The following is a 16,748-nucleotide window of genomic DNA, read 5'->3' as shown; positions in this document are numbered from 1 at the left end:
ACTTACCCCAGGCGGGAGCAGTCATTGAATGCAGGAACTGTGGGAGCGAGCTTGCTCGCGATAGCGGTGGGTCTGGGCCGGTGATGTGGGATGGGCCACCGCCTTCGCGAGCAAGCCCGCTCCCACAGGGGATTGGCGGTGGACTTGGAGTTTGTGAATACCCCGCCAGGGAGCGGGTCAGGCCAGAAGATGTCTGGAGATCAGCTTGGAGATTTCAACAATGCCTGTCTTGCCGGTGAATTCGAATTTCACTTTGCCCAGGGATGAGAAGTAGATCTCCAGCTCTGAGTCCAGGTCGAAGGTGCCAGAGGTTTCAACCGAGTAGGCGACGATGTTTTTGTACGGCAGGGAGGTGAAGTCTTTTTTGCTGCCGGTGATGCCTTGCACGTTCACCGCGATGATGCGTTTGTTGGTGAAGACCACGCCGTCGCGCATGGATTTATAGGCGTCGATGACCTGTTCGCCCTCCAGCAGGAGGGCCGTGACGCGTTCGGCGTATTCGTCGTTTTGCTTGAGTTTGAAGAAGCCTTTGTTGTTGAAATCGATCATCGGTAAGTCCTTGTTAAAAAACTGATGGGTTTGCTTACGGCTCAGCGGGACATGATGGACGCAGTAGTGGCACTTCAGTAGCATTCATCCACTTTCTATCCCTCAAGGATGACCCATGCTCACCCTGCCCCGCCGCCCTTCCCCGTTGTTGGCACTGTCCGCGTTGTTTGTATTGCTCGGCGGATGCAGCGTCAACGGCAGTTACCCCGACGCCACCGAACCGGATGCCGCCAAGTTGCGGTTCGTCGCCAATACCAGCAACGCCACGCTGGATTATTTCGATGCAGCCCATTGCGACGGGCAGACCACGGGTATTCTCAACAACCTGCTGTTGAGCGATACCGCGCGGCGGGTGGGAATGAGCGTTCCCGCGCCCAAGGACGCCAAGGGCTACCTGGAGGTCAAGCTCAAGCCCGGCGAGCAGATTTACCTGCGCACCAACATGAACACCGGTTATGCCGTGTGCGGCAAGGGCTTCAACTTTACGCCCGAGGCCAATACCGAATATGAAGTGACGTTCAAATCCGAGAGAAATTTTTGCCAGACGCAGTTGCAGCGCCTGCAACGGGTCGACGGCAAGGATGTGCGCACGCCGATTCCAGTCTTGAAAAACGACTTCCCCGCCTGCGCTGGTCGCAGTCCGCTGTTTCCCAAGATCTACGCAGATACCCCACATCGCCTGGAGCTGATGAACCGGGTTATCGATAAAAGCCTGGTCGTCACCGTAAAGACTGATCCTGCCAAGGAAAAAATCGAGAGTTATTCGCCAGAGAAACTCGACACTTTGATCAGCGAACGCAAGGCCAAGCTCGGCTTCGAGCTGCCGGCTGACTACTGGACGCTGTACCGGGCAAACCTGAAGACCTTTGGCGATGACATGGCGCAGAGCAAAGCGCGCTCAATGGAACGTTTCAAGGAGCAATACCAGACGCGCCTGCGGCAGTTGAAGGACGAGCAGCTGGAACAGTGGGCGTTGCCAAAAGCGGCCAATGCCAAGCCGGAGAAGGCTGAAACCGATCTGAACGTGGCGATGATGGTGGAGTACTTCCGGATCGGGAACGGCGTTACGCTCGAAGCCGTGGATCATCACCTGGAGCGGATGGCGCAGATGGATGAGCGTTATGGGGTGTGCGCGCGGTTTGCGGAGTGCTGGAAGCGCAAATAACAAACAGCCACCACGCACGGTGGCGCGGGTCGCCAGTTCCAGACAACACCGGCTACCGACGCCACTGTTTGACTTCGCCAGCATGCAGCCATCAATTTTTCTCCTAGACTTGCAGTTGTCCGCTGTACACCGGGTTTTGAATGAGCCCGCACGATAAATACAAAAACAAGAGGAATCCCCGCAATGTTCAAACCTATTTTGAAAGCGCTCGCCTGTACCCTGGCCCTCAGTGCATTGGGCACGGCCATGGCTGCGGACCCGGTGGTCATCAAGTTCTCCCATGTGGTCGCCGAACAAACGCCCAAAGGCCAAGGCGCACTGCTGTTCAAGAAACTGGTGGAAGAACGGCTGCCAGGCAAGGTGAGAGTCGAGGTCTACCCTAACTCCTCGCTGTTCGGCGATGGCAAGGAGATGGAAGCCCTGCTGTTGGGTGACGTGCAGATGATTGCGCCGTCGCTGGCCAAGTTCGAGCAGTACACCAAGACCGTGCAGTTGTTCGATCTGCCGTTTTTGTTCGATGACATTTCCGCGGTGGACCGTTTCCAGTTGAGCCCTGAAGGCCAGAAGCTGCTCAAGTCCATGGAAAGCAAGAACATCACCGGCCTGGCTTATTGGCACAACGGCATGAAGCAGCTGTCGGCCAACAAACCGCTGCGTGAACCCAAGGACGCCCGCGGCTTGAAGTTCCGGGTGCAGGCATCGGCAGTGTTGGAAGAACAATTCAAAGCGGTGAACGCCAACCCACGCAAGATGAGTTTCGCCGAGGTGTATCAAGGCTTGCAGACTGGCGTGGTCAACGGTGCGGAAAACCCGTACTCGAACATCTACAGCCAGAAAATGCATGAAGTGCAGAAGTACATCACCGAGTCCAATCACGGTGTACTCGACTACATGCTGATCACCAATACCAAGTTCTGGAATGGCCTGTCTCCAGACCTGCGCACCGAGCTGGACAAGATCCTGGTTGAAGTGACCGCGCATGTGAACAAGGAAGCGGCGCAGTTGAACCAGCATGACAAGCAACGCATCCTCGATGCCAAGACCACCGAAATCATTACCCTCACGCCTGAAGAACGCAGTGAATGGCGCGACAAGATGAAACCGGTGTGGAAGAAGTTCGAAGGTGACATCGGCGCTGACCTGATCAAAGCCGCCGAAGCCTCCAACAAGGCTCAGTAATGGGTTGGCCGGTGCCGCCCTGACGGCGCCGGCCTGTCGTCCCTCCAGCAGGAGATGTCATCCATGAACGCCCTTCGGCGCATTTGGGAACACTTCGAGGAAGGTTTCATTGCCTTCCTCCTGGCCGCCATGACGCTGGTTACATTCGTCTATGTCGTGCTCAACAACCTCTATACCGTTTTCTACAGCCTCGGTGACAGCTGGCCGGCTGCCAGCGAGCCGATGTTTGCCATTGGCGACGGCATCATGGGCATGGCCCAGGCCATGACCTGGAGCACGTCACTGACCAAGGCCTTGTTTGGCTGGTTGATCTTTTTCGGGCTGGCGTATGGCGTGCGCACGGCCGGGCATATCGGCGTCGATGCGCTGGTGAAACTGGCAAGCAAACCGGTGCAACGCTTCATCGGCGTGATCGCCTGCCTGTGTTGCCTGGCCTACGCCGGGCTGCTGGCGGTGGCGAGTTTCGAGTGGATCAATACCTTGATGATCGCCGAGATTGGCGCCGAAGACCTTGGCCATTTCGGCATCATGCAATGGCACATCGGGTTGATCGTGCCGGTGGGTTTTACCTTGGTGTTTATCCGCTTCGCGGAAATTCTCGTACGCATCCTGATGAATCGTCAGACCGGCCTGGGCCTGGCTGATGAAGCGGCGGAAGCCATCAAGCTGACCGAACATGAGGAAGACAAGCCATGACCATTGCCTTCCTGTTCGTGGCGCTGTTCGCGCTGATGTTTATCGGCGTGCCCATCGCTATTTCGTTGGGGCTGGCCGGTTCGCTGACCATTATTTTCTTCAGCCCGGACTCGGTGCGTTCGCTGGCGATCAAGCTGTTCGAAACTTCCGAGCACTACACGTTACTGGCGATTCCGTTCTTCCTGCTGGCCGGTGCGTTCATGACCACCGGCGGCGTGGCACGACGGCTGATCGACTTTGCCAACGCCTGTGTCGGACATATCCGTGGCGGCCTGGCGATTGCGGCGGTGCTGGCCTGCATGTTGTTTGCGGCGCTGTCCGGCTCCAGCCCGGCGACCGTGGCGGCAGTGGGTTCCATTGCCATTGCCGGGATGGTGCGCTCGGGTTATCCACAGGCGTTTGGCGCGGGCATCGTGTGCAATGCCGGTACCTTGGGGATCCTGATTCCGCCCTCGATCGTAATGGTGGTGTACGCTGCGGCGACAGAAACGTCGGTGGGCAAGTTGTTCATGGCCGGGGTGATCCCGGGCCTGCTGCTGGGGTTTGCCTTGATGGTGGCGATCTACATCGTAGCCGTGAAGAAGAACCTGCCAGCCCTGCCCCGGGCGACGTTCCGCGAATGGCTGTCCACGGCGCGCAAGGCCCTCTGGGGTCTGCTGCTGATGGTCATCATCCTCGGCGGGATTTACTCCGGGATGTTTACCCCGACCGAAGCCGCAGCGGTGGCCGCTGTGTATTCGGCTTTCATCGCGCTGTTCGTCTACAAGGACCTCACGTTTCGCGAGACGCCGAAGGTGCTGCTGGAGTCGGCGAAGCTGAGCATCATGCTGATGTTCATCATCGCCAACGCCATGCTTTTCGCTCACGTGCTGACCACCGAGCAACTGCCGCAGCAAATCACCGCATGGGTGATCGATGCCGGACTGACGCCAGTGACGTTCCTGCTGGTGGTGAACATCGTGCTGCTGATTGCTGGCGCGTTCATGGAACCCTCGGCGATCATCCTGATCCTGGCGCCGATCCTGTTCCCTATCGCCATGAAACTGGGCATCGACCCAATCCACCTGGGCATCATCATGGTGGTGAACCTGGAGATCGGTTTGATTACGCCACCGGTGGGCCTGAACCTGTTCGTCACCTCGGCGGTGACCGGCATGTCCCTGCCCGCCACCATCCGCGCGGCCATGCCGTGGTTGATGATTTTGCTGGCGTTCCTGGTGCTGATTACCTATGTACCGTGGATTTCACTGGCGCTACCGAATTGGCTGGGAATGAGTTGAGTACCGTGGCCACAGCGGTGTCTTCTGGAGTAGCAGTTGCCCGCTGTGCGCCGGGTTTTGAATGAGGTCGCAGGATAAAGACAAATAAAGGGAAACTCGCAATGCTCAAACCTATATGGAAAGCGCTCGCCTGCACCCTGGTTTTCGGTGCGTTGGGCACGGTCATGGCGGCCGAACCGATCGTGATCAAGTTCTCCCACGTGGTAGGCGAGCAAACGCCCAAGGGCCAGGGCGCGTTGATGTTCAAGCAACTGGCAGAGGAACGACTGCCGGGCAAGGTGAAGGTCGAGGTGTATCCCAACTCCACACTGTATGGCGATGACAAGGAGATGGAGGCGCTGCTGCTGGGGGACGTGCAAATCATTGCGCGGTCGCTGGCCAAGTTCGACCAGTACACCAAGTCGGTGCAGCTATTCGACTTGCCGTTTTTGTTTGACGACATCGCCGCCGTGGATCGCTTCCAGCAGAGCCCCGCCGGCCAGAAACTGCTCAAGTCCATGGAGAGCAAGAACGTTACAGGTTTGGCCTATTGGCACAACGGCATGAAGCAGTTGTCGGCCGACAAGCCACTGCGCAAGCCTGAAGATGCCCTCGACCTGGCGTTCCGGATACAGACCTCCACGGTGCTGGAAGAACAGTTCAAGGCGGTGGGCGCCAAGCCGAAACCGATGATTTTCTCGGTGGTGTACCAAGGTTTACGCACCGGTTTGGTCAATGGCACAGAAAACACCTACTCCAACTTCTACAACCAGAAACTGCATGAAGTGCAGAAATACGTCACCGAGACCAACCACGGCATCCTCGACTACATGCTGATCACCACCTCTGACTTCTGGAACGGCCTGCCGCCGGATATCCGCACTGAACTGGACAAGATCGTGGTCGAGTCCACGGCCCATGCCAACAAAGAAGCGGAGCGGTTTAACCAGCAGGACAAGCAACATGTGCTCGATGCCAAGACCACCGAAATCATTGCCCTCACACCCGAGGAACGTAGCGCATGGCGAGACAAGATGAAGCCGGTGTGGGCGAAGTTTGAAAAGGAGATTGGGCCGGATTTGATCCAGGCGGCGCAGGCGGCCAACCAGGTCCAGTGAGGGAATACCCAGTGGAGAGGGGGCTTGCTCCCTCGCCATAAAAACGAGTTCGCCGCGGCGCCTTCCCAAGCCCAGTTGCAAAGCACATTGCGCTATGATCCCCGCCTCTCCCTGAACAGAGCTTTATCCGCTGATGCTGTCGTCCACCCCTGACATCACCCATACCCTGCCCCCTGTCCTGGTCGGTCCGCTGTTGCGGCGGCTGGAGCCCACGCGGTTGGTGATGTGGCTGGTGGGCACGCGACCGTTGGGATTGACGCTGCGGGTGGACGGCATGGGCGATCTGACGCTGGATGCCACGCAATGCACCGTGGTGCCGGTGGGGCAGCAGGCTTTCGTACACCTGATCGATGTAAAGCTGGACACTCCCCTGCCCCAGGACGTTGTGATTGACTACGACCTGCTGGTGGACGGCGTCCCGATCGCTGAATGGGCGCCGCATCTGTTGTACGGCCAAGCGCGGTGTCCGAACTTCGTGCTGCACTCGCGCATCGAGCAGTTGGTCCACGGCTCCTGCCGCAAACCCCATTACCCGGCCAACGACGGCCTACTCTGCGTCGACCGGCTGCTGGCAGGAAATCCAGAACAACGACCCGCGCTCTTGATGATGAGCGGCGATCAGGTCTACGCCGATGACGTCGCCGGGCCGATGTTGCGGGCGATTCACGGGTTGATCGAGCGCCTGGGGTTGTACGAGGAATGCCTGGACGGCGCCGTAGTGGAGGACAGCGCCAAGCTTTATCAGCATCCGGCCAGCTATTACCATCGCGCCGATTTGTTACCAGCGCTTGAGAGCAACGAAACCCTGCGCGAGCGATTTTTCGGCGGGGCGCGTAAGCCGATTTTCACCAGCAGCAGCGCTGACAATCACCTGGTGACGTTCGCCGAGGTCATGGCGATGTACCTGCTGGTATGGTCGCCGGTCCCGTGGACGCTGATCGCCCCGCAACCACCCGAGCTGACCGCCGAGCGACGTCAACGTTATGACCTGGAACTGCAACGCATCGAGGCTTTCAAGGCAGGGCTTGGCGGTGTGGCGCGGGTGTTTGCGCACTTGTCGTGCCTGATGATTTTCGACGATCACGATATTACCGATGACTGGAATTTATCCGCGCAGTGGGAGGAAACGGCCTACAGCCATCCGTTTTCCAAACGCATCATCGGCAACGCGTTGATCGCCTACATGCTCTGCCAGGGCTGGGGTAACAACCCGGACGCGTTCGATGACGTGCTCCGGCAAACCGTGGCCCTGAGCGACACCGCCCGGGACCGCTACCTCGACAGCGCTCCCCAGGACAAGTTGATCGACACGCTGTTGAGCTTCCAGCAATGGCATTACGTGCTGCCCAGCTCTCCAGCCCTGGTGGTGCTCGATACACGTACCCGCCGTTGGCGCGGCGAAAACAACCTCAAGCAACCTTCCGGCCTGCTGGATTGGGAAGCCCTGAGCGAACTGCAACAGGAACTGCTGGATCATCCTTCGGCCATCATCGTCTCGCCGGCGCCGATCTTCGGCGTGAAGCTGATCGAGACGGTGCAGCGGGTGTTCAGTTGGTGCGGTTATCCGCTGCTGGTGGACGCGGAAAACTGGATGGCCCATCGCGGCTCGGCCCAGGTGATCCTGAACATTTTCCGACACTCGCGTACACCGGGTAATTACGTGGTGCTGTCAGGCGATGTGCATTATTCCTTCGTCTACGAGGTCTTGATCCCACACCGCAAGGGCGGTCCGCGCATCTGGCAGATCACCAGCAGTGGCATCAAGAATGAATTCCCACCGGCGCTGCTGGAATGGTTCGACCGCCTGAACCGCTGGCTCTACTCGCCGCGCTCGCCCCTGAACTGGTTCACCAAGCGCCGGAGCATGCGCATCGTCCCCCACACCCCGGAACACGCCGAGGCCGGGGAGCGCCTGTGGAACTCAGCAGGGATTGGCCAAGTGTTCTTCAATGAGCAGGGGCAGCCCGCGAAGATCTACCAGCACAACGCCGACGGCAAACCACCGACCCGCATGCTGCCACCGAAATCGCCCCCGGCCTGAGACCGCTATCGCGAGCAAGCTCGCTCCCACACTGTTGGTTGTGACTGGAACTGGCAGCCACAAAAAAACGGGGGCCCTGTTTCCAGGACCCCCGTTTCATTTGCCGCCCAGCCGTTATGGGTATTGCTGGTAAGTCTGGCCCTGCTGCTGTGGGGCCTGGTATTGCTGGCCGGGGATGGCCTTGAGGTTGACCTCGACGCGACGGTTTTGCGCACGGCCATTGACGTCGGCGTTGCTGGCCACCGGATTGTCCGGGCCGGCGCCGCGGGCCGACAGGTTCGCGCCGCTCACGCCTTGGGATGTCAGGTAGGTCGCCACGCTCTGGGCACGACGCTGGGACAGGTCCATGTTGTGCTGGCGGCTGCCGGTGCTGTCGGTGTAGCCGACGATTTCGATCTGGTTCTGGTTGAACTCCTTGAGGGAGTTGGCCAGGTTATTCAGCGGCTGGTAGAAGCTGGACGCGATGTTCGCCGAATCGGTGGCGAAGGTGATGTTGCCCGGCATGATCAGCTTGATCTGGTCGCCCTGGCGCTGCACTTCAACGCCGGTATTGGCCATGCTCGCCCGCAGTTTCTTTTCCTGTTGGTCAGCGTAATAGCCATAACCGGCTGCGGAAGCCCCCACTACGGCGGCGCCGATCAACGCGCCTTTGCCGCGATTATCATGACCGATGGCCGCACCGGCCAATGCACCAGCCAGGGCACCGAGGCCGCCGTACTTGGCGGTCTTGCTCATGCCTGAAGACTCCGTGGAAGCCTGGCCCTGGTTGTCATAAGGGTTAGGCGACGCACAGCCGGACAACAGGGCTACTGCAGTAGCAACAACGATCAAGCGACGCGAGGTGAACATGGAATGCTCCTGGTTTTTCAATTCTGGGTGCAAGGTCTTCTGACAATGGACCCTGGCAGGCGTTGGAACGCGGCCAGGGGCAAAAATTCCGTACCGCTGCGCTGCGTTTACCCAACCTTTACAAAGCAAAACCCGCAGCGTTCAGGGTTTGAACACTGTACGACGATGGCAGTCCCCCGGCTCCAGTTTTTTCCCCGTTACCGAACGAACCTCAAGCATCGCCACCGGCTCATCACGCTCATTGTCCAGCAGTACCGAGTGAGCTTCGCCCGCGCTGAACAGGTGTCGCTCGCCCCACTGACGCAGGGAAACCACGATCGGGAATACCTCGCGCCCCTTCTGCGTCAAGGCGTATTCCTTGTAGGCGCTGCCATCGGAGGCAGGTCTTGTCTCGAGCACACCGACCTCCACCAGGGCCTTGAGGCGCGAAGCCAGGATGTTCTTCGCCAACCCGAGGTTCTTCTGGAATTCGCTGAACCGCCGCACATCGTCGAACGCGTCTCGAATGATCAACAGCGACCAGCGATCGCCGATCACCTCGACGGCCCGGGCCACGGGGCACTCGTGACTGACCGGGGATGCTTTTTCAGTCATGTGTCACCCTCTTTGCGATGAAAAACAGGTTGCATATTAAAACCAGAGTAGCTAAAAAACAATTTACTGGTTTCAAATCAAAACCTGATTTAACAAGGGAAATACCCTATGACCTGCGAAGCGCAAGCGATTGCGACGCCATCCGACAAAGCTGTCCGGCAAGCGTCAGCCGCCCACCCACCCAGGCTGTCTCGGCCGCTGACGTTGTTGTTCTCCCTGACCTGCGCATTGGCGGTGGCGAATGTCTACTTCGTCCAGCCACTGCTCGATTCGATTGCCCACAGCCTGCACGTTGCGCCGCGGCTCATCGGCATCGCAGTGACGGCGACCCAGATCGGTTATGCCCTGGGCCTGGTGTTCATCGTTCCCCTGGGGGACTTGATCAATCGCAAGGGCCTGATGATCACCCAGACGCTACTGTCGGCCCTGGCGCTCACCGCCGTGGGGTTTGCCACACACTGGTCGATGTTGCTGGGAGCAATGGTCATGGTGGGTTTGATGGCCGTGCTGGTCCAGGTCATTGTGGCCTACGCCGCCGCCCTTGCCTCGCCGCAGCAGCGCGGGCAAGCGGTCGGCACGGTGACCAGCGGCGTGGTGCTGGGCATCCTGCTGGCCCGGTTCACATCGGGGCTCATTGCAGATCTGGCCGGGTGGAGGGCGGTGTACTTTGTATCAGCGGGGCTGATGCTGGCGTTGGCTATGGTGCTGGCCCGGACAGTCCCTTCGACCCGCCAACCCCGGTTCAACCATTCATACCCTGCGCTGCTATGGTCCATGCTCACATTGTTCGCCACGGAGCGTACCTTGAGGATCAGGGGTGTCCTGGCCTTGCTGATCTTCGCCGCGTTTAGCGTGTTATGGACCGCCATGGTGCTGCCTCTGAGCGCACCGCCCCTCTCGCTGTCCCATACCCAGATCGGCCTGTTTGGCCTGGCGGGCCTAGCCGGCGCCCTGGCCGCCTCGAAGGCTGGGCGCTGGGCCGACCGAGGCCTGGGCCGACGCACCACGGGCGTGGCCCTGACGTTGTTGACACTGTCATGGCTGCCCACGGCGTTCACCCAAACCTCGTTAGTGGCGCTGGTGGTCGGCGTCATTGTCCTGGATTTCGCGGTACAGGCCATCCATGTCACCAGCCAGAGCCTGATTTTCGCCGCTCGCCCCGATGCCCAAAGCCGTCTAGTGGGCGCCTATATGTGCTTTTATTCCATCGGCAGCGCCTTGGGAGCCGCCGCCGCGACCCAGGTTTATGCACAGTGGGGTTGGGGCGCGGTGTGCCTGCTGGGTGCGTTGATCAGTGCGAGCGCCTTGGCGTATTGGGCCTGGACCGATTTCATCCCTGCGCCAGACTCCGGCTCACGCCCCTGACGATCATCTCCACTTCCCGCCCATCAATCGTCAGTGGTGGCAGCAGGCGGATGGTATTGCCCCGGGTGACGTTGATCAGCAAGGCGTGGTCCCGGGCGGCGCAAAGGGTCAGGTCGCGGACCGGTTGTTTGAGCTCGATGCCGATCATCAACCCCTGGCCGCGAATCGCCAGCACGTTCGGGTTGTCCGCCAGTTCGGCCCGCAACCGCTTGAGCAACTGTTCGCCCTGCTGCCTGGCGTTGTCCACCAGGCCTTGCTCCTGGATGATCTCCAGCACCGTGCAACCGACGCGACAGGCCAGCGGATTACCGCCGAAGGTGCTGCCATGACTGCCGGGCGTAAACAGCTCGGCGGCCTTGCCCCGGGCCAGGCAGGCACCGATGGGCACACCGTTGCCCAGGCCTTTGGCGAGGGTCATGACGTCCGGCACGATGCCTTCGTGCTGGAACGCGAACCATTGGCCGGTGCGGCCGATACCGGTCTGGATCTCGTCGAGCATCAGCAGCCAGGCGCGCCGGCTGCACAGTTCACGCAAGGCCTTGAGATAGCCCGGTGGTGCGAGTTGCACACCGCTTTCGCCCTGGATCGGTTCCACCAGCACTGCGACGATGCGTTCACCATGGGCCTGCTGGATATCTTCCAATGCCGCGAGATTACCGAACGGCACCTTGATGAAATCCCCCGGCAACCGATTGAAACCCAAGCGTACCGCCGGGCCATCACTGGCAGACAACGTGCCCAAGGTGCGCCCATGAAACGCATTCTCCATGACCACCACCAAAGGCTGTTCGATACCCTTGTGCCAGCCATAAAGACGCGCCAGTTTCAGCGCGGTTTCGTTGGCTTCGGCACCAGAGTTGTTGAAAAACACTCGCTCCAGTCCTGAGAGCTGCGTGAGTTTCTGCGCCAGCCGTTGCTGCCAGTCGATGCTGTACAGGTTGGAAGTGTGCAGCAACAGGCCGGCCTGTTCACTGATCGCTGCCACCAGCTTGGGGTGGGAGTGGCCGACATTGGTCACCGCCACGCCCGCCACCGCATCGAGGTATTCGCGGCCGTCCTGGTCCCACAGGCGCGTCCCCAAGCCATGGGTGAAATTCAGCGCCAGGGGTTGGTAAGTGGACATCAGGCAGGCAGCAGTCATGGCATCAAGCTCCATCGGGTGGTTTTTTCCAGTATGGTTAGCCACCCTTGCTGGATAAACGCTGCTTTACTTCAATCATTTAAAAGCTGAGCTTGATAATGGACCTGTTCCAGGCAATGACCGTTTACGTGAAGGTGGTGGAAACCGGCAGCCTGACGGCGGCCGCCCAGGCGTGCGAAATGTCCACGACCATGGTGGGCAATCATCTTCGCGCCCTGGAGCAACGCCTCGGCGTGCGCCTGATCAACCGTACGACCCGGCGCCAGCGCCTGACGGAGTTCGGCTCGGCCTACTACCAGCGCTGCCTGGAAGTCCTGGGGCTGGTGGCCGACTCCGAACGCCTGGCCGAACAGACCCAGGGCGAGCCCACCGGCACCTTGCGCATCACCGCGCCGCTGACCTTCGGCTCCGAACGCCTCGCGCCGGCGCTGGCCGAGTTCAGCCAGCGCCATCCCCAGGTCAAGCTCGACGTGGTGCTGACCAACCAACGCCTGGACCTGCTCGACCACGGCTTCGACGTTGCCATCCGCCTCGGCCATCCCGACCCGAAACTGATTGCCCGTCCGTTGATGGACTACACCCTGACCATCTGCGCCTCCCCTGCCTACCTGGCTCGGCACGGCACACCGGAAAAACCCGTCGACCTGCAACAGCACGATTGCCTGTCGTTCGCCTATTTGGCAGGAGACGACTGGCGCTTCGCCCAGGATCTCTGGCCGATCAACGGCCCGGACGGCGAAATCAAGATCCCGGTGAACGGACCGATGTTGATCAACAGTTCCTCGGGCCTGCACCGCGCCGCCCTGGCCGGCATGGGCGTGGTGATGCTGCCCGATGCACTGGTGGAACAGGACCTAAAGGACGGCCAACTGGTAGCACTGCTGCAGGACTATCAATTGCCTCATCGTCCGATGAGCCTGATGTACGCCCAGGATCGCTACCGTTTGCCGAAGTTGCGCAGTTTCGTCGAGTTTGCACTGCAGAGATGGGGCAAACCCCAAACCCAAGCCCAATGATGATGTAGGACGCCCGCCCGCTAGTGACCCCGCGCGCCATCGGCTACTCTTGAGCCTTGGACGAGCATTTTGATATCAAGGTTGATTGGGGAAACGAAGATGGGCGACGCCTCAAACATCGATATGCTGCGGTTCGACCTGTCCGATCTGGACGAAGACGTACTACACACCATTCTGGAACTGGTCAGCGACGGCATCTGGGACTGGAATGCCAACACCGGGTTCGTCTACCGCAACCCCGGCTGGTACACGATGCTTGGCTACTTGCCCCATTCATTGAGCAACACCGTGCTGACTTGGGAAAGCGTGATCCACCCCGATGATTACCCACGGGTCATGGCCTTGTTCGATGACTACCTGGAACACCGATCCCCCGCCTACCAGGCCGAATACCGCTGCCGCACGCGCGACGGTTCCTATGTCTGGATCGAAGATCGCGGTTACGTGATCGCCCGCAATCCTGACGGCACGGTGGCCCGCATGATCGGGGCCCATCGCAGCATTGATGACAAGAAGCGCCTGTTCGAACAACTGGAACAGCGCAACAAGTCCCTGGAAGCCATCATCGAAGAACGCACCCGTGAACTGTCCCGGGTCAACCGACAACTCCAGATTCAGCTTGACGAAAACCGTCGGCTCGCCGAAACCGATGCGCTGACGCTGGTCGCCAATCGCTATCGACTGGAACAGGCCCTGCCACTGGCCTGCGAACGCTCCCAGCGCTTTCGCGAGCCGTTGTCGTTGATCGCCATGGACGTCGACGACTTCAAGGACATCAACGATCGTTACGGCCATGCTTTCGGCGACGCGGCGCTGGTGCAAGTGGTGCAGTCGGTCAAATGCTGTGAACGCGACGGCGATTTACTGGTGCGCTGGGGCGGCGATGAATTCATCATGGTCTTGCCCAACACCGACCTGGCCGACGCCTGCCTGATGGCCGAAACCATTCGCCGTGGATTGTCTGACTTGCTGCCGGTGGGCGACTTTCAGATCACCATGAGTTTTGGCGTGGTGCAACGCTTCGACGATGAACAGCAGGCGGCGCTGTTGGACCGTGCCGACCAGGCGCTGTATCGCTCCAAGACAGCAGGCAAGAATGTGATCTGCCAATGAGCCCGACGCGGCTCACCGCAGATCGACTATTGCCCCTGCGAAGACGCCTGGCTTGAGTCCGACCGTGACAACACCGCCCGCGTCCAATAGATTAGGCGACCGGAAAAAAGCTCAATGCCTTTCTCGCCTCATCCCGCTAACAGAAGTAGTGAAATTTCAATGTCCGATTCCAACACCGCTGAATCCGTAGTCACCCTGTCGTCCAAAGCGGAATACGAAAACTCCATCAATCTTTCACAGCATCTGCCCCAGGCCAAAACCATCAGCGAGATGGTTCTTGATGCGTTCCAGTCGAACCGCGAAAGCGACCAGATCCGCGAACTGCGCAACGCCATCCGCCAGGCTCACGATGCCTTCGACGATGACAAGGCCTACGAACTGATGGGCCAGCTCAAGCAGCTCAAGGACGCCGAAGCCGCCGATTTCGCCGCGTTGGAAGACCTGAGCAGCCGCTTCTCCATCAACCGCATCCTCTCCAGCTATAAGGACGACCCGGCCTTCCAGGAGCTGGTGTATGGCCTGGCCCTGAAAGTGCTGAACCAGACCCACCAGGCCATCAGCAACCCAAGCGGCAGCAAGGGCAAGGCGTCGCGGGCCAAGAAGGAAGCCGAAGTGTTTGTCATCAGCAAGGACGGCATCAGCGTCACGCTGCCATTGCGCACGCCACGCTCCAAGCCGAACGTCGACCGCGAGGCCTTCGAGTTCCTCGGTTTCAATTTTGTCGGCGAAGGCGAAGAGGCCGAGCTGGAAAACGAAACCTTCCTGGACAACGACGGTACCGAACAACAGGTCACCCGCAAAAGCATCGTCACCGCCCTGCAACAGCAAAAAGCTTTCGACGGCTACAGCATCGCCCAGCAATAAGCCTTCTTTTCAGGAGGTTGAGCCCACAGAAATCCAACATCTTCGGATGCCCATGAAAAAGCCCCGCGCTTCTCTCGAAGGCGGGGCTTTTTCATGGGTGTCAGCTGTTCAAACAGCGCCAAGCCGTTCAACCATGTCTGGAAACTTCTCGACCAGTTTGATCAACAAAGCCGCCTGGGCGTTAGGCTTGGATTTTTCCTGTTCCCAATTTCTCAGGGTACCTGGACTGGTCCTGATGCTCTTGGCGAAAACGGCTTGAGACATGTGGAGCTTGTCGCGCAAAGCCACGATTTCCTGGGCCGATACCTCGGGAGCCGGTTTGTCTTCGATCGATGTCTGGCGAAGGGTAATCTTGCCCTCGCGGTGAGCGGCCATCTCCTCGACGCCTTGCATCATCTCGGCAAACAGATCGCGCTTTTTCATAAGGTACCTCGTACTTTCAACTCAGCTTCTATGGCGCGCTTGAGCGTCTTCTCTTGCTCGGAGGTCAGGTTTTCCAACTCGTCCTTGTCATAAATCGCGAACATCCAAAACTGACGATCGTTCATGAGCCAATAGTAAATGACTCGCAACCCACCGCGCTTCCCTTTACCACGACGTTCATCGAACCAGCGCAGCTTACGAAAGCCGCCAGTACGTGGCATGACGTCACCGACCTCTGGATGCTGCAGCATATAGGACTGAAGCAGGCGATATTCATCGTCAGTCAGGTAATGGCCAACCGTGGCGGTGAACGTAGTCGTTTCAAAAAACAGGGTACGCATGGCAGAAACTATAGGCAAATTGCGCATAGTTCAACAAACCATAATCTATTGCGACGAATGAGCGTCCATCCATGCCCATCTAGAAAAAAAGCCCCGCTCTTCTCACGAAGGCGGGGCTTTTTGTGCAGCGTCTGAAGCTTAAGGTGCGTAGGTCAGCAGCAGCTCACCCGGCACTTTGAAGTCCAGGGACATCATGACGCTAAGAGCGGTGATGGTGAAGATCGAGAACACGAACAGCTTGCGCGCCCAGACCGTGTCATCCACCGCCTTGTAGCCGGTCCAGGCCATGTACAGCCAGTACATGCCCATGGCGGCGGCGACGGCGAGGTAGCTCATCCCGGCGTAGCCGCTGAAGGTCAGCATCAAGGTCGCCACCAGGAAGGCCAGGATGTAGAGCAGGATGTGCTTCTTGGCTACCTGGATGCCACGCTTGACCGGCAGCACCGGAATCGAGGCCGCCAGGTAGTCGTTGAAGCGGAAGATCGCGATGGCATAGGAATGCGGCATCTGCCACAGGCTGAACATCACCAGCAGCGTCAGCGCAGCCATGTCGAAACTGTTGCTCACCGCGACATAACCGATCACCGGCGGCATCGCCCCCGACAAGCTGCCCACCAGCGTGCCGTGAACCGACTTGCGCTTGAGGTACAGGCTGTAGAGACCGACATAGATCACAAAGCCAATCACCGCGAACAGCGCCGCCAACGGGTTGGCCACCAGGTACAACAGCGCCACGCCGGCCACGCCCAGCACCGTGGCGAACGCCAGGGCCAGTTGCACCGGGATCAGGCCCTGGACCAGCGCGCGGTTCTTGGTGCGCTCCATCTTGATGTCAATGTCGCGGTCGATGCAGTTGTTGAACACGCAACCGGACGCTACCACCAGGGAAGTGCCGATCATCGCCGCCAGGAAGATGGCCAGATCGACATGCCCTTTCGAGGCCAGGAAAAATCCGCCCGCCACAGAAAGCACGTTACCGAAAATGATCCCCGGCTTGGTGATTTGGATAAAGTGCTTTAAGGACATCCGGACTTT

At 59.3% G+C, this 16,748-nt stretch carries 17 protein-coding genes; 10 read left to right on the top strand and 7 right to left on the bottom strand.

What is annotated here, in order from left to right; genetic code table 11:
• Nucleotides 1-177: 177 nt before the first annotated feature.
• Entirely contained in the window at nt 178-549 is a 372-nt protein-coding gene (locus EPZ47_RS04980) for a PH domain-containing protein (protein ID WP_135843790.1), read from the bottom strand.
• Nucleotides 550-664: 115 nt separating this feature from the next.
• Here EPZ47_RS04980 and EPZ47_RS04975 point away from each other — a divergent pair, with 115 nt between their 5' ends.
• The 6 genes from EPZ47_RS04975 to EPZ47_RS04950 all read left to right on the top strand — a co-directional run bounded on the left by EPZ47_RS04975 (nt 665) and on the right by EPZ47_RS04950 (nt 8,007).
• A complete protein-coding gene (locus EPZ47_RS04975) occupies nt 665-1,714 on the top strand; it encodes a hypothetical protein (RefSeq protein WP_135843789.1) in 1,050 nt (349 codons plus the stop codon).
• 183 nt (nt 1,715-1,897) lie between these two features.
• The gene (dctP, locus tag EPZ47_RS04970) at nt 1,898-2,893 is read left to right on the top strand and encodes a C4-dicarboxylate TRAP substrate-binding protein DctP (RefSeq protein ID WP_135843788.1); all 996 of its coding nucleotides are present in this window, start codon (nt 1,898-1,900) and stop codon (nt 2,891-2,893) included.
• A gap of 63 nt (nt 2,894-2,956) precedes the next feature.
• Nucleotides 2,957-3,589: a TRAP transporter small permease gene (locus EPZ47_RS04965; protein ID WP_135843787.1), complete on the top strand. Its 633-nt coding sequence runs from the start codon at nt 2,957-2,959 to the stop codon at nt 3,587-3,589.
• Entirely contained in the window at nt 3,586-4,869 is a 1,284-nt protein-coding gene (gene dctM, locus EPZ47_RS04960; RefSeq protein WP_135843786.1) for a C4-dicarboxylate TRAP transporter large permease protein DctM, read from the top strand. The genes EPZ47_RS04965 and dctM overlap by 4 nt, the downstream gene beginning before the upstream one ends.
• A gap of 101 nt (nt 4,870-4,970) precedes the next feature.
• Entirely contained in the window at nt 4,971-5,966 is a 996-nt protein-coding gene (locus EPZ47_RS04955; RefSeq protein WP_135843785.1) for a TRAP transporter substrate-binding protein, read from the top strand.
• Nucleotides 5,967-6,099: 133 nt separating this feature from the next.
• Nucleotides 6,100-8,007 (top strand): alkaline phosphatase D family protein, encoded by a 1,908-nt coding sequence (locus tag EPZ47_RS04950; RefSeq protein WP_135843784.1) that lies wholly within the window; start codon nt 6,100-6,102, stop codon nt 8,005-8,007.
• 114 nt (nt 8,008-8,121) lie between these two features.
• Here the strand turns inward: EPZ47_RS04950 and EPZ47_RS04945 are convergent, their stop codons facing one another.
• The gene (locus EPZ47_RS04945) at nt 8,122-8,856 is read right to left on the bottom strand and encodes a YiaD family glycine zipper/OmpA-like lipoprotein (RefSeq protein WP_018604257.1); all 735 of its coding nucleotides are present in this window, start codon (nt 8,854-8,856) and stop codon (nt 8,122-8,124) included.
• Nucleotides 8,857-8,997: 141 nt separating this feature from the next.
• Nucleotides 8,998-9,450, bottom strand: a complete 453-nt coding sequence (locus EPZ47_RS04940) for a winged helix-turn-helix transcriptional regulator (protein ID WP_135843783.1) — start codon at nt 9,448-9,450, stop codon at nt 8,998-9,000.
• A 108-nt stretch (nt 9,451-9,558) separates the two neighbouring features.
• Here EPZ47_RS04940 and EPZ47_RS04935 point away from each other — a divergent pair, with 108 nt between their 5' ends.
• Nucleotides 9,559-10,815 carry an MFS transporter gene (locus EPZ47_RS04935; RefSeq protein ID WP_135843782.1) on the top strand — a complete coding sequence of 419 codons (1,257 nt, stop codon included), beginning with the start codon at nt 9,559-9,561 and terminating at the stop codon, nt 10,813-10,815.
• On the opposite strand, the gene EPZ47_RS04930 is transcribed toward EPZ47_RS04935, so the two are convergent.
• Nucleotides 10,781-11,956, bottom strand: coding sequence for an aspartate aminotransferase family protein (locus EPZ47_RS04930; protein WP_135843781.1), 1,176 nt, complete (start codon nt 11,954-11,956; stop codon nt 10,781-10,783). The genes EPZ47_RS04935 and EPZ47_RS04930 overlap by 35 nt on opposite strands.
• A gap of 98 nt (nt 11,957-12,054) precedes the next feature.
• Between EPZ47_RS04930 and EPZ47_RS04925 the strand changes: the two genes are divergently transcribed.
• The 3 genes from EPZ47_RS04925 (at nt 12,055) to EPZ47_RS04915 (ending at nt 14,949) form a co-directional block, all read left to right on the top strand.
• Complete coding sequence (locus tag EPZ47_RS04925) at nt 12,055-12,972, top strand: LysR family transcriptional regulator (protein WP_135843780.1); 918 nt, start codon at nt 12,055-12,057, stop codon at nt 12,970-12,972.
• 99 nt (nt 12,973-13,071) lie between these two features.
• Complete coding sequence (locus EPZ47_RS04920; RefSeq protein WP_135843779.1) at nt 13,072-14,085, top strand: sensor domain-containing diguanylate cyclase; 1,014 nt, start codon at nt 13,072-13,074, stop codon at nt 14,083-14,085.
• A 159-nt stretch (nt 14,086-14,244) separates the two neighbouring features.
• Complete coding sequence (locus EPZ47_RS04915; RefSeq protein ID WP_135843778.1) at nt 14,245-14,949, top strand: hypothetical protein; 705 nt, start codon at nt 14,245-14,247, stop codon at nt 14,947-14,949.
• Nucleotides 14,950-15,057: 108 nt separating this feature from the next.
• Here the strand turns inward: EPZ47_RS04915 and EPZ47_RS04910 are convergent, their stop codons facing one another.
• From EPZ47_RS04910 to cyoE, 3 genes are all read right to left on the bottom strand, one after another.
• A complete protein-coding gene (locus tag EPZ47_RS04910) occupies nt 15,058-15,372 on the bottom strand; it encodes a helix-turn-helix domain-containing protein (protein WP_135843777.1) in 315 nt (104 codons plus the stop codon).
• Nucleotides 15,369-15,713: a toxin gene (locus tag EPZ47_RS04905; RefSeq protein WP_092223719.1), complete on the bottom strand. Its 345-nt coding sequence runs from the start codon at nt 15,711-15,713 to the stop codon at nt 15,369-15,371. Before EPZ47_RS04905 ends, EPZ47_RS04910 begins: the two co-directional genes overlap by 4 nt.
• A gap of 138 nt (nt 15,714-15,851) precedes the next feature.
• Nucleotides 15,852-16,739 (bottom strand): heme o synthase, encoded by an 888-nt coding sequence (cyoE, locus tag EPZ47_RS04900; RefSeq protein ID WP_135843776.1) that lies wholly within the window; start codon nt 16,737-16,739, stop codon nt 15,852-15,854.
• Between the last annotated feature and the right edge of the window lie 9 nt (nt 16,740-16,748).

The sequence above is a fragment of the Pseudomonas viciae genome (assembly GCF_004786035.1).
Classification (GTDB): Bacteria; Pseudomonadota; Gammaproteobacteria; order Pseudomonadales; family Pseudomonadaceae; genus Aquipseudomonas; species Aquipseudomonas viciae.
Note: the sequence above shows the minus strand (reverse complement) of the source record. Positions and strands in the feature narration are given on the sequence as shown.